The organism is Flavobacterium sp. (assembly GCF_044339515.1).
GTDB lineage: Bacteria > Bacteroidota > Bacteroidia > Flavobacteriales > Flavobacteriaceae > Flavobacterium.
Window position 1 is genome coordinate 24,433 of record NZ_JBIIVK010000036.1, and the last position, 14,134, is coordinate 38,566.

Annotated in this window: 10 protein-coding genes; 2 read left to right on the forward strand and 8 right to left on the reverse strand. The window is 34.5% G+C overall.

Annotated features, from left to right (window positions below; all coding sequences use genetic code 11):
• Positions 1–5: 5 nt before the first annotated feature.
• The 6 genes from ACIQ0M_RS10555 to ACIQ0M_RS10580 form a co-directional block, all read right to left on the reverse strand.
• A complete protein-coding gene (locus tag ACIQ0M_RS10555) occupies positions 6–461 on the reverse strand; it encodes a DUF1801 domain-containing protein (protein ID WP_396152009.1) in 456 nt (151 codons plus the stop codon).
• Between the two features lie 123 nt (positions 462–584).
• Positions 585–2,492 (reverse strand): beta-L-arabinofuranosidase domain-containing protein, encoded by a 1,908-nt coding sequence (locus tag ACIQ0M_RS10560; protein WP_396152011.1) that lies wholly within the window; start codon positions 2,490–2,492, stop codon positions 585–587.
• 7 nt (positions 2,493–2,499) lie between these two features.
• Complete coding sequence (locus ACIQ0M_RS10565) at positions 2,500–4,653, reverse strand: GH92 family glycosyl hydrolase (RefSeq protein ID WP_396152013.1); 2,154 nt, start codon at positions 4,651–4,653, stop codon at positions 2,500–2,502.
• Positions 4,644–6,011 (reverse strand): sugar porter family MFS transporter, encoded by a 1,368-nt coding sequence (locus ACIQ0M_RS10570; RefSeq protein WP_396152015.1) that lies wholly within the window; start codon positions 6,009–6,011, stop codon positions 4,644–4,646. Before ACIQ0M_RS10570 ends, ACIQ0M_RS10565 begins: the two co-directional genes overlap by 10 nt.
• The gene (locus ACIQ0M_RS10575; protein WP_396152017.1) at positions 6,004–6,846 is read right to left on the reverse strand and encodes a sugar phosphate isomerase/epimerase; all 843 of its coding nucleotides are present in this window, start codon (positions 6,844–6,846) and stop codon (positions 6,004–6,006) included. The genes ACIQ0M_RS10570 and ACIQ0M_RS10575 overlap by 8 nt, the downstream gene beginning before the upstream one ends.
• Positions 6,847–6,849: 3 nt before the next feature.
• Positions 6,850–7,677, reverse strand: a complete 828-nt coding sequence (locus ACIQ0M_RS10580; RefSeq protein ID WP_396152018.1) for a phytanoyl-CoA dioxygenase family protein — start codon at positions 7,675–7,677, stop codon at positions 6,850–6,852.
• Between the two features lie 166 nt (positions 7,678–7,843).
• Here ACIQ0M_RS10580 and ACIQ0M_RS10585 point away from each other — a divergent pair, with 166 nt between their 5' ends.
• Positions 7,844–8,683, forward strand: coding sequence for an AraC family transcriptional regulator (locus ACIQ0M_RS10585; protein WP_396152020.1), 840 nt, complete (start codon positions 7,844–7,846; stop codon positions 8,681–8,683).
• Positions 8,684–8,860: 177 nt separating this feature from the next.
• Positions 8,861–11,854 (forward strand): DEAD/DEAH box helicase, encoded by a 2,994-nt coding sequence (locus ACIQ0M_RS10590; RefSeq protein WP_396152021.1) that lies wholly within the window; start codon positions 8,861–8,863, stop codon positions 11,852–11,854.
• A 70-nt stretch (positions 11,855–11,924) separates the two neighbouring features.
• Here the strand turns inward: ACIQ0M_RS10590 and ACIQ0M_RS10595 are convergent, their stop codons facing one another.
• Positions 11,925–12,539, reverse strand: coding sequence for an NADAR family protein (locus ACIQ0M_RS10595; protein WP_396152023.1), 615 nt, complete (start codon positions 12,537–12,539; stop codon positions 11,925–11,927).
• A 39-nt stretch (positions 12,540–12,578) separates the two neighbouring features.
• Positions 12,579–13,637 (reverse strand): hypothetical protein, encoded by a 1,059-nt coding sequence (locus ACIQ0M_RS10600; protein ID WP_396152024.1) that lies wholly within the window; start codon positions 13,635–13,637, stop codon positions 12,579–12,581.
• Positions 13,638–14,134 lie beyond the last annotated feature (497 nt).

Genomic DNA, 14,134 nt, shown 5'->3' on the forward strand with positions numbered 1-14,134 from the left:
TTACTTTATTTTTTCAATAGACTTTCATAAAGGTTTATCCATTGTTCAACACTCATTTTTTGCATTAATTCACCAATAAGTGCGAAAGGAATGGCTTCCGGCTTTTTAAATCGAATACAACTTTTACCCATGTCGAGTTTTTGAGAGCTATGTTTCGGGTATTCTGCTACAAACCACTGTAAGAGTTTTGGATCTGAATAGATACCCATGTGGTAAAAGTTAATCGAGTTTTTTTGATTGGCTAACCCGGCAAATGGGAGAGGTTCTATCGGTTTGCAATGATAACCTGCCGGATATTTCGAATGAGGAACTACGTAGCCTAAACCACCATAGCTGATACCGGGTTCAAATCCTTTGGGTAGATTTTTTACAATTACTTCATGCAATTCACGAAACGCTGCCGCTCGTTCAGTGGGAATGTTTTCCAATATGGCTTCTACAGTATTGCCGTTGGCTTTCATGATTAAAAGTTTTTAAGCGAAGGAGAGCAGCTGTGCTTTCGCTTCACCTGGTTTGCGAAATCAAATATATAAATTTTTTTTTAACCTCGAAGCGTTCCAAACCCTTCGAGGGTTGAAAGTGTATTAAAAACTAACCTGTCGCAAGATGGTTTTTCCAAACGGAATAAGTATAATTTCTTCCAATTGGTCAGTATTCATGTTTTTTGCGTTAAGATGAAGCTGTCCGTTTTTAAAAACCGCTTTGTGATCTTCAATATACTGATAGCGAATTTCATTCATAGGTTGATAGAGAAAATCAACAAAGTTCGGCCCATAATATTTCCCTTTTTTCTCAATAGCCGCAATGGTTTTTGCGTAAAATAAAGCTCCGTAGGTAAAGTATTTGTCTTGTTTTTTGTCTTCTTTAATGAGAATGGCTGCTTTAAATTCAAGTGTAATAGAGTCTTGGTTTGAAAAGTTTCGGTTAAATATCAAAAATTCATTTTCTTCACTGTATTTTTCAGAGGCAACTACAGCAATTGCCCATGAAGGCTTTCTAATTTTTATTTTAAACGCTACTTTTTTCGGATTTGAAATCTTGAAAGTAAATTTATTTTGATAGGGGTAGTCGGTTATGGTTTCAATTTTTACTGTTTGATTGTTTATTTTTGTTTCAATTGTATTGGGCATCAAAAGTACATTTACCAAAATGTTATCCGCTTCTTTTAACCATGCTTTTTCTATAAAGTAAGGTGTAATTCTTCCGGCATTGGGGTTACAACAGACTGCTACATCTTGATGAGCAGCCGAATATTTATAGCGTGTTTGTTTACGATCGGGTTCTACTTCTCCATTTTTGGTTCCTTCCATTTCATACGAATTGTCTGTTTTGAGATAAGCAATACAGGAATGTTCGGGATTTCTTGAGCCTTGAGCAGCATTATAAAAAATGTTTTCAATAGCTTCTGCCGTTCCGGGATTACCTTGCTTTTGAAATAAAACCGTATAACTATCTAATAATTCATGAAGCGAACAATATTCATATCCGGTATGTGTATCATCAGCCGTTCGCTCAGCAATCCATTCGTCGCCAATAGCACCACCTGTTAGCGTGGTTGTGTTTTCTATTCTGTTAATGTAAATTTCCAGTGCTTTTTCTAATTCAGGATTATTGGAAGCATAAACAGCCACGATTAAAGTACGTAAATGTTCATACGTATGCACACCATGTGATTGTAATTTGTAATTTGGATTCAAAATATTATCCAATTGCACATCTTTTTCAGATTGATTCGTTTTGCAAAAATCTTGGTATAAAAAAAGGGCATAGTCTGTGTATTTGGTATCACCCGTAATTTGATACATTTTATCCAAAACATCGGTAAAAGTCAAACCGTGTGAAACACCACCATTAAATTCGGTTCCGGAAGAAAACGGACTTGATTTTCCGATAGGGTAATTACTCATCACGTTATCAATTGCTTTTACAATAGCTTCCCAAACTCTTTTATCCTTTGAATATTCATAATAGGCAAGAAGGCCTCTGTACATCGTTGCTTTTGCCCATAATTCGCCATTTTCTGATTTAAAATTATAACGTAACTCTTTGTCGTAAATGCCAATATAGCCATCTTCATCTTGACTGTCTAAAACGGTTTGGATGTATTTTTCAACTTTTGCCAGTCCGGCTTTATCGTTCAATAAAATTACATTTCTAATGTATCCATCCCACCAATTGGATTGTGTTTCGCTGTTCCACCATTTGTATTGATCACTACCTTCTTTGTCTCCTTCTTTTAGATTTCCCAAGTCTTTTACTTCACTATTTTTGTGTAATCTTCCTGAACTGTAAATGGGGTCGTTGATTAAGTCCGGAACCAGTTGATCTAAGTTACCAACAAATCCATCGATGTCTTTTTGCATTTGTTCTTTAATCCAACCGGAAGGTTTGATGCTTCCAAAAGGTAAAATTTGGTATTTTTCCGCTACTTTGTTTTGTGATTTCATCGTAAATGAAACAAGCATTAGTACTGTTAAGATTATTTTTTTCATACGTTTATTATTTATTTGTCATTTGAAATTCAAGCTTACCGCCATTCATAATTTCAGAATACGTTATAAATGGTTTCGTTAGCAATGAATTGTTTAGTTTTGGATTTTCTTGAAATATATTTTGAGTTGAAAAATTCGTCGTTTCGATGATAAATGTTTTTTTACTCTTCAAATGTAACGTTGCTTTTTTAACTTGTGGTGCACCTAAAACAAACTCCCCATTGGCCGGATTTACAGGATAAAATCCTAACGTTGACAAAATATACCAAGCACTCATTTGTCCGCAATCGTCATTACCAATCATGCCATCCGGGGTGTTATTGTGAAATTCGTTGATGATTTTATGAATGTATTGTTGACCTACTTTTGGTGTTTCTGAAAAAGCATATAAGTACACAATATGATGGCTCGGCTCATTTCCATGAGCATATTGTCCAATCATTGCTTCTTGACCTAAAAACTTATCCGGATTTTTACTTTCAATCGTAAAAAAATCATTTAGTTTTTTTGTGAACTGACTTGTTCCTCCTAACAATTTTTTCATCCCATCTATATCATATTGTGCGGGTGTCCAAAAATATTGCCATGCATTGGCTTCCGTATAATCGCCTGGATTATTCATAGGTGAAGTAGCTGTTAATGGGTCAAAAGGTGTTCGCCAATTGCCTTTCGAATCTTTCCCACGGAATAATTGTGTTGATGCATCAAAAAGGTTTTTATAATAATTGGCTCTTTTAGTAAAAATAAAAGTGTTCTCCTTATCTTTCATTTTAGTTGCCATTTGAGCTACACACCAATCGTCATAACCGCTTTCTAGAGTGCGTGAAACGGCTTCATTATCGAGTTTGTCGTAAGGATAATAGCCGAATTGATTGTATAATTCCCAATCAGAATTGATATGTGATTTTGTAGAAGTTTCCAACATTGCATTAAAAGCATCCTTTTTATCAAAACCGGTAAAGCCATTATTGTATGCAGACAAAATCATCGGAATGGCGTGATTGCCAATCATACAATAATTATCTTGTCCCCAAGCAGTCCATATCGGTAAAAATCCGGCCGCTTTGTGATGCAATAGCATCGAATTAATAATTCCATCTGTTTTTTCCGGAGCAACAATCTGGAGTAAAGGGAAAGCTCCGCGATATACATCCCAAATCGATAAGGTAGAATAGTATTCCTTGTTTAATGAAGTTCCTATTTTATCATCAGTTCCGCGGTATCTGCCATCCACATCTGCAATATTTGAAGGTTGTAAAAGCAAATGATACAAAGAGGTATAGAAAATCTCTTTTTGTTTCTGCGGTGCTTCAATGTCAACACGGTTCAAATACTCCTTCCAAATGGTTTCCGCTCTTAATTTGACTTTTTCAAAATCCCAATGCGGAATTTCAGTTTTCAAATTCAATTTTGCACCTTCAACACTTACGGTAGATAAAGCAACTTTTACGTTTAGAATTTGATTTTCAGACAATTTGAAATCCAAAATATAGTTAGGAGCATTTTGTTTTTTCTTTTTTGGAACTTCAATGGATGAAAAGAAAGGTGTTTCAAAAAGAATCGTAAAAAAATACTTTTTAGTCACCCATCCTTTGGTTTTGCAATAACCGGAAATAGTGTTTTTATTTTCAATTTTAATATCGCTTTCTAAAACCAAACTGTCATTCAAAAATTGAAATCCGTGTTGGAAATCCAATAACAATTTTGCGTTTTTTTCAGGATAAGTATAGTGATGAAAAGCAACTCTTTCAGAACAAGTAAGTTCTACTTTTACATCGTCTTTTTTCAAAAGGGTATAATAACCAACACTTGCTTTTTCAGTATTTTTGAAGTAACTGTTTTTTAAATGTTTCTTTTTTTCGTGAAAAGGAAGCAATAAAATATTTCCCATTTCGCCAATTCCGGTTCCACTGAAACGGGTTTGTGAAAAGCCTAATAACAACGTGTCTTTATATTGATAACCGCTAGTGTGGTTCCAACCTTCTATGGCATTATCCGGACCGGGTTGCACCATTCCAAAAGGCAATGAAGGGCCGGGAAAAGTATGTCCGGTGCCATCAGTCCCAATGAAAGTATTGACAAACTTAGCATTGTTTTGAGCGGTTACAGTCAAAATACATGACAAAAACAACAAATAGGATAGTACTTTTTTTAGTTCCATAATGAATCCATTTCTTCAAGTGTTTTATTTTTGGTTTCGGGTACAAGTTTCCAAACAAACAAAAAGGAAATTAAGCAGATGATTGAAAACATGTAAAACGGAAAAGCTCCATTGAAATTTGTTTTTAAAAAGGAGTTTTCCAGTAAAGTTGGAAAAAATTGGGTCACAATAAAATTAGCAACCCATTGGATAAAAACACTAATTGATAAAGCTAAACTGCGTATTTTGTTTGGAAAAATTTCAGACAACAAAACCCATACAATCGGTCCCCAAGAAATACTAAAAGAAGCCATAAAGAGCAGTAGAAAGGGCAATACCCAATTACCAATAGCATCATTATAAATAAATAAACCAACGGATAATAATGAAAAAGACATTCCGATTGAACCGATATAAAGCAATGGTTTTCTGCCCATTTTATCCACTAACCGAATGGCTAGTAACGTAAAGATTAAATTTACTACTCCTAATATACTCGTTTCCAATAAAGAAGTGTCAGACGAACTGCCTAAACTTTTAAAAATTTCGGGGGCATAATATAAAATAGCATTAATACCGGTTAATTGTTGCAAAACTGAAAGACCAATTCCAATAAAAAGTGCTTTTTTAAAGGTAGGGTGGAGCAAACTTTTCCATGGGGTTTTTTCTTCGTGATGGATGGAATGTTGAATCTCGTTTTGAATTTTAATTGCTTCTTCAGGAGAATTTAGTTTTTGAAGTACAGCCAATCCTTTTGTGTTTTTATCTTTTAAAAAAAGCCATCTTGGACTTTCAGGTAGTTGAAAAATAAAGAGTAAAAATAATACGGCGGGAATAATTTCAGAGCCAAACATCCAACGCCAGCCTATGTTCAAATTCCATTCGGCATCACCTTGTAGGGCAATAAAATAATTGATAAAATAGACCACAACAATACCCAGAACAATCGCTAATTGATAGGTTCCAACAAAAGCTCCACGTTTGTCAGACGGTGCAATCTCTGCAATATACATGGGTACAACCATGGAGGCCAGTCCAACACCAATACCTCCAATAATTCTGAAAAGTACAAAAAGGGTAAAAGTGTTAGGAAGTGCGGTGCCAATAGCACTGATAATAAACAAGAGGGCAGCAATTATCATTGTTGCTTTTCTTCCATAGTTTGTACTGAGTATATTAGAAACCAAAGCTCCAATAAAGCAGCCCATAAGAGCACAAGATATAGCCCAACCTTTTTCTAAGGGACTCAAGTGGAAAAAGTTCGTTAGGTTGCCAATTTCACCTGAAATAACGGCTGTGTCATACCCAAATAATAAACCACCAAGTGCGGCACTTAAAGCAATGAAAAGGATATAGTTTTTGTTTTGCTGCTTATCCATTAGTCTTAAGATTTTGTTGTAAATAATTTTTCATCATTAAATTTATTTCCCATTGATTAGATAGTGGTTTTCTACTTATGGGTTCTTGTGGCATATAGGGAAATGGCCCAAACTCAGGGGTAATGGTAAAATACGGCAGGTGATTTTTTTCTTGCACATACAGTATTTCCCTCCACCACTGCAAGTACTTTTCTAAATAACTGCTCCATTCAGGGGCAAAAGGATGATTGACTTGCGGACTTTGTTCAAAACCAATGCGGGCATGAATGTGTTTTACAGAAGGGTAGATGCTGTTTAAGAACTCCTGTTGGTCTTCTAAATTGCTTTCAGACACCACACAGAAATGCGAGAAATCTGCAATTAATTGAAGTTTTGGAAAAACAGCTAAATAATGGAGTAGCGTTTTTAAATGGAATGAAAATCGACCTCGATGAATTTCATGCCAAATAGGGATTCCGCTGTCTCTTGATAGTTGTGTTGTTTTTTCAATGATTTTACAGTTATCACTAAAATCAAAAAAATCTTTTCCGGTGTGCGAATTGATGGCATTGGGTTGCAACGAGGTTAAAAATTCCAATCGATCCGTTAGTCGGTTCAGATAATCGTTTGTAGTTTCCACTTTGTTATCAAGAACCTGTTGGGCAATAAAAAAGAAATCAGGATGCGTAGTTGCTCTTATCCTTTTCAATTCCATTTCAAATTCATGTATAAAAACGGAATCGTCAGGAAAATTGATTTCCACACCATCATAACCACTAGCGATAACATTAGAAAGAAATTCTTTTGCCGACTGTTGCTCACAACCCCAATAGGTGCACAGGTAGTTGATTTTCATAAATTAGTTTGAATATAAAACAGGATTAATAGGAGAATTGATTACTTCACCTACAACGGCACCCGGACACCAAGTTTCCCAATCGTGTAGTTGGTTTTTGTTTTCAGGTTTTTTCAAAATCATGTCTTTGTCCATGTAAATTATGGTCATTACTTTTCGCATTTCATTGGTTATGTTGGCACCGGCTCTGTGAAAAACCCAACCGGAGTGGAAACTGATTTCTCCTAAATCAAAAGCTTCAATCACATGTTTAAAATCGGTTACCCGTAATTTTTTTTGAATGATTTCCTCACTTTCATCACCAATTTCTAATTCACGACCCTCTACGATGGTATGACTTCCGGCACTAAATTCTAATGGACCCATTTCCAGCGGCGTGGCTTGCAGTGGTATCCAAGCTGTAACGGTTTTATCTGTTTCCAAAGGCCAATAATATTGATCGGCATGCCAGGGTGTAATGCCACCGCCACCTTCTTTAAACAAGGCTTGGTCGTGGTATAATCGAACACCATCAACCTGCATTAAATCGGAAGCAATTTTGGCTATTCTTTTACTGAAAATTAATTCTTTCACAATTGGATTTTCTGTCCATAGATTAAATAATTGTAAAAAGGCCTTGCCATAAGTGGTGCGTTCTTCCAGTGCCGTATGCTCCTGATTCATTGCATTCACTTGTGAAGTAATGGCCGCATTAAAGAAATGTAGCGTTTCAGCATTCAAAACATCTTTTAATTTAATAAATCTATTCTTTTGATAAAAATCGATTTGCTCTTGCTTAAGTGTGTAGGGCTCTTCAAGAAATTCGATTATTGACTTTGGTGGAGTTTGCATAGCTTCTTGTAATTTTCTGATTGAACGATGTTTAATTTCAAGTTATGTTTTTACTATTTCAAAACTATTAATTACGGCAAGATAGATTTAACAGTATTTTGTTCAATACTAACACTATATTGAATTATTTTTGAAGAATTAAAGGATTATAGGTTTAAAAAAGACCATGAAAGCAGTTTTAGAAGACATCAAATCAAATAAAGGAACGTCAAGTTTTTATGCTTATCGTTTTCAAGTGCCGTTTTTTGAATTTAAATGGCATTACCATCCCGAATACGAACTAACTTATATTATAAAAGGGGGAGGCTATAGATTAGTAGGTAATAGTTATGAAAATTATACTGATGGTGATTTGGTGTTGTTGGGTTCTAATCTTCCGCATACATGGTCCGGCAAATCCACCGATAGTGAACAATCTGAAGCCATTGTGATTCAGTTTTCTAAAGAATTTATAGCCCCTTTTTTAGGGTTTAAAGAAAGTCATTTCATTAAAAAGATGCTTGAAAAGTCAGACAGAGGTATTCGCTTTCAAGCGGCTCAAGATATAGTTCCTAAACTCATGGCTTTAGTGGAAACAAATGGGATGGAACGAATACTAAAATTACTCACCCTTTTAGAAGAACTTTCTATTCATTCATATGAACTGATAACCGAAAATTCGGTTCACATGATTATTTCTGAAAAAAGTGAACTACGCATCAATAAAGTTTGCTCGTATATTCAAAATAACTATGCAAACAAAATTACCTTAAAAGAAATGGCCGATTTAATTTATGTAACAGAAAGTAATTTTTGTAAGTTCTTTAAAAAGGCAACGGGAAAGACCTATTCCGATTATTTGAATGAAATGCGAATAGATGAGGCAAGTCGATTGCTTTTGCATAGTGAAAAAACAATCAATCAAATTGCATTTGAATGTGGTTTTGAAACACTAAGTTATTTTAACAAGGTATTTTTAAATAAAAAGAAAATGACACCGTCAAATTATCGAAAAGGCAAGCTGTAAAGGTTTTCTTCATTCAGCTTCTCAACCTTTCTCTTGTCATGCCGTCGCAGGTAGTAGCTCCTCAACCCAACCCTCGAAGGGTTCCAAACCCTTCGAGGGTTAAACATCAAACAAAATTACTATATTTGAATTGTTATCATTGCTACCGCTAGTAAAGCAGTATTCAAAGCAATCAAAATGGAAATCAACAAAAAAGTCATCCATAAAATAGGAGAAGCCATCAGGGGAGGGAAGTACCTGAGCATCTACTACAAAAACAAACAGGAAGAAGTAAAGCACTTTTGGATTGCCATTTTGGATATAAATAAGGGTAAAATTGTGGTGGACATGTTCAATGTCAACAAAGATGAACCCATTTTAAACACAACGCTTTCCATTGCTGCCATACAATCGGCTGAACTGTTGAAGTTTTCGCATTACGAGGTACCGGAGAAATTAATCAAAAAGCTACATGAAGACGAAAGTTTACTGGAGTATGAATTTGACCGATATAACAATGCGATTTTAAACTATTACTTAGAATGTTACAAAACCAATAACGACCCTTTTTTACACCAAGCCCATTTAATACCGGAGATTGACTTGACGGAGTTGGTGCAACAAAGTCCGTTTCAATTGACGTTAGAGCAACAAAAATACCTGCTCAAAGAAATTTACCACAACGAATATACCAAGTTTCAGGAGTACAAATTGGCTCTGAGTGAGTTTTCCATTGATATTGCTTCCAAAGGGAAATTTATTGTAGCGTATCGGGAGTTGACGTATGACCCGGTGAAAAAGACTATTCATATTAGTCAAGGGACACATTTTAATCCTCATTTTTATATCAAAGATGTCAAGTATTCGTTGTCGTATTATACGGATATGAGTATGGCTGATTTTGAAGATTTTTACTTAACCGACCCTGCGAAGACTATTGAATGGCTGAGTGAAAATTTTAAAGTAGGGGAGTTGCCCAATACCCGTCCTGAAGTAGTGGTGTTAGGCTATTCCAAAATAGATATTGCTCCCGTTTTTGATCGCATCAATACGGAGCATCAAAAAAAAGAAATGCAAATTCCGTTGAAAGCGTTCTTTAAAAACGCATCGCTTTTAGACCGAAAAAATAGGAGAGAACCGCATATTGTGTTGTACGATAAAAATGTGAACATCGACCAGTTACGCACCATTTACAATTCACTCAAATACCCGATTACGTATGTGCAAGGCCCTCCCGGAACCGGAAAAACACAGACCATTTTAAACATTGTCGTCAACTGCATCACGAATAATAAAACAATACTGATTTCTTCCAATAACAATGTTCCGATTGATGGGATCAAAGAGAAATTAACGATTGGAAAATACTACGACAAAGAAATTGTGCTACCTTTTATTCGCTTAGGAAACAAACAATGCACGTTGGAAGCCTTGCAAACCATCAAAAAGCTGTATGAATTTAATACAACCGATGAACCTAAAGAATCGCTTTTGTTGAATCTGAAAGAAAATTCTAAAGAACGAAACAAACGATTGGTGGAAAAGTTACAACAGTATGAAGAGCGAACCGACTTACAACAAAATTTAGAGTTCATCAATGGATTGCTGTCACGTGGTGATTATTGGTTATTGAAACAGGAAAAAGAAAAACTGGAAAAGAAAATACTTTCCATCCCTGAAACCAAAGAGGAGGATGTCAAAGGCATTTTGGAAATCATCGATGGGAATTATAAACTGCTCCAATTTTTCTATTTCGAATCATTAAAGCACATCAAACGGTTAAAAACAAAAGACTACATTGAACTAATTGAAATCCTTTACATCGAAGAAGAAAATGAACAGATAAAAGAATTCAATACGTGGTTAAGCGATGACAAAAACCTTGAAAAGTTCACCAAAGTATTTCCGATTATTTTAACCACCAACATCTCCAGTAGGCGATTGGGACAAAAGTTTAAATTTGATTTATTAACCATTGACGAAGCGGGACAATGCGACATTCCCACCAGTTTAGTACCCATTTCTAAATGTAAAAACATGGTGTTGATTGGCGATACCAACCAACTGCAACCTATTATCCTTTTTGAAGAGCACAAGAACGATAAAATGATGAAGCAGTTTAACATTGATGTGGAATACAGCTACTACCATCATTCCATTTTGTCTGCCTATAAAAAAATGGATAGCATTTCAAGGGAAATTTTATTGAGTTACCATTACCGATGTGGGAAAAAAATCATTGAGTATTCCAATAAACGCTTTTATGAACAACGGTTAAACCTTACGGCCATTAAAGAAAACGGCAGCATTCAATTGCTTTCGGTGACCAATGCCAACCAAAAACATAAAAACGCCCAACTGGAAGAAGCCGTTGAAATTGTAAAATACATCAAAAACAATACGTTAACGGATGTATTCATCCTTACTCCGTTTAGAAACCAAGAAGAAGTATTAAATCATTATGTCACCCAAGCCAAAGCTGCCGGAGTGATTGCTGATTCGGTGAGTTGCGGAACCATTCACAAAGTTCAGGGTCAAGAAAATAAAACCATCATTATCTCTACTGCTCTTTCCACTAAAACTTCTCCAAGGACGTATGATTGGATAAAAAACAACAGCCAGTTGATTAACGTGGGCATTACAAGAGCCAAACAAAACCTGATTGTGGTCACCGATTTACAAGCCATTGATGTCTTATCCCGAAAAGACGATGATTTATATGCGTTGATTGACTATGCCGCCAAAAACGGTACTACGCACGTTACCCAAAGTACAGTAAATAAATTAACAATTGGTTTTTCCAACAATTCCCGATTTGAAGATGAGTTTTACAAAACCATGCAACACTATTGCTCGTTAAAAGACACTCGCTTCAAACGGAATGTCAAAATAGTGGATTTGTTTCCGGAAGAAGCCAACAATTCTTTACTCAATAAAAAAGAGTTCGATGGCGTGCTTTTTCAGGATAACCAACCCAAAGTGGTATTTGAAATCAACGGGCGGGAACATTATCACAACAAACGCACCATGCACTCCGACAAGCTTAAAATGGAATTATTGCAACGCAAAAAAATCCAATTATTGCTCATCCCCAACCAATACGTGAAACACTACGAGTTTATCCGTGAGTTAATCAACAAATTCAATGGCGATGTCTATCAACAGACGTTGTTTGATGGGTATGAAGAGTAGAGTTAAAATGGATGAATAGAAAGAAAATTACTTTACTTTTCCACACTTATTATTAAATAAATGTCTTAAATTAAACAAAATGGAATTCTTTACTATTTTCACTATCAAAATCAATTATTGAATCATCACAAATAATTTCAATTGGTTGATTGTAAAGTAATAAGGCAGAAATTTCAGGTGGATTTACACAATATAATCGATTAGTATTTTGAACATATTTTTCACGTAGTTCCATTAACAATCTACCCAAAGCATTAACGCCTAACAACATTTCTTTATTAATGGGTTTGGCTCCCCAAATTTTATCATCGGTAGCATATTCAACAATAGGTTTGTTTCCTGTTTCTTCGAGTATTGAACTAAATTTATCCCAATTTTGAGCCAATTTAATCTCTAATGCCCAACGCATAATTTTGATTTGTATCTTGTCCCAATCCGGTCTTGTTAAAGTAGATTTATATTTATTGCTCACCATTTTAGCTTTCATGGCATTATCCTGACTAATGATTTCAAACTGAATTTCAGGATGAGTAGGATAACGCATTGCTTGGTAAAAATGCTCCGATGAAGGAATAATTATTTCGTTGACATATAACGAAAAACCTGAAGCCATATTAGATAATCCACCAAATGGTTCTGTTGTTTTTCTGAATATAATTGATTCTTTAACAGAATAATTTCGCATAGTTTTAGTCTTGTCCACGTGTAAATATACTAAAATTTTTTAATTTCCTCTATTATGTAAAGGAAATAGTCCTTTCCAATCGTGTGCTGGGTTATCCCACCAAAATACTATCGGACAAGTATTACTAATGTTCCTCCATGTGAAAAATAAAGTTCCGGTTCCAAATGTTTTATAACTGGGATAAGTTAAACCAAGTGGTCGATGTTTTTGTTTGCTTTCAACATCTTGAATTTTATTTAAAATTTCAATTCCCTTATCCAAAAAGATTTGTTCTATTCTTTTTCTATTTTCCTTTGAGGGAAAAAAGGTTTCTTTAGTAGGCTGTGTTGTTTTTCTATACGCTTTGTCAGCTTGTCTGGTCGCGTGTTCAAGACCTGCAATGTAAACATCATAATCATTTTTCGATTTTTCAGGATACATTAAATTTAATCTAGGATTAAAATCTTTAATGTTATTTTCAATGGTATAATATGATGCTATTGGGAATGCTTTTAAATCTAAAAAATAGTTTTCTTCGTTAAACTTATGTTTTAAAATATACCTGGCATTAGAGGCTCCCCAAGTGTGAATGCAGAAAAAGTAACTTAATATTCTAATTTCTTTATTCTTTAAAGGTTGTAGTAAATTATTTTCTGCTATGTAGTTTTGTAGCTCATAATTAAACTTGCCACCGCTCCCAATTATATCGTCTATATAAATATAATTTTTAATCCCCTTAGTGCCACAAATAGCTGTTGAAAGACCTGTATTTTCTTTTAAAACTTCATTTAATATTGATAATAAAACAGTTTGACTTTTTTCAGCACCTTGTACAGCTATAAAGTGTGTTTCCCTTAAAAATGTTTCGATAGTATTATAATTAAAAAAGGAGTAAACTTTATTTATAAATTCTAAAAGTATCGATTTGGCTTTTTCTTTTGAAATATAAATTCCTTGGTTTAAAATATGTAATAATTCAGTTAAAATGAATAAGCGATCATCTTCACCAAATTGATTAACCCAATTGATGACATGTTCAGATGACATGACAAAGCCATTATCATAATCGCAGTGGTAATCTCCTGTCAGTTGAACTATATTATTTACTAGTTGTTCCAATGAAAATGTTTTGTTGTTAACAAAATTACGTTTTTTAATATAAAAATCATATCCAATTACTGCTCATTCCCAACCAATACGTGAAACACTACGAGTTTATCCGCGAATTAATCAACAAATTCAATGGCGATGTCTATCAACAAACGTTGTTTGATGGGTATGATGGAGTGGGTTAAGGTTGAACAGCGTAATGATTAACATAACAATTGTTCAAAAAGTTCGTTTACCAATTGTAAATATGATTATATTTTTTGACTTTTTTATAAAGCTTATATAATCCAAATGAGATGAGATTAAAACTAGATATTTCAACTAATTCCTCTATTTTATTGATAAGATTGCAGGTGTTTTTTCGATTTTGTAATTAAAAATTTTGATTGTCCGCAATTACCCATAATTAAATAAAAAGCCTTATATTTGATAAAAAAAAGCGATGAATTTATTCAGTTTTACGGCAAATTTTGGAAGTGAAGAAGCTTGTAGACTTCATTTTAAAG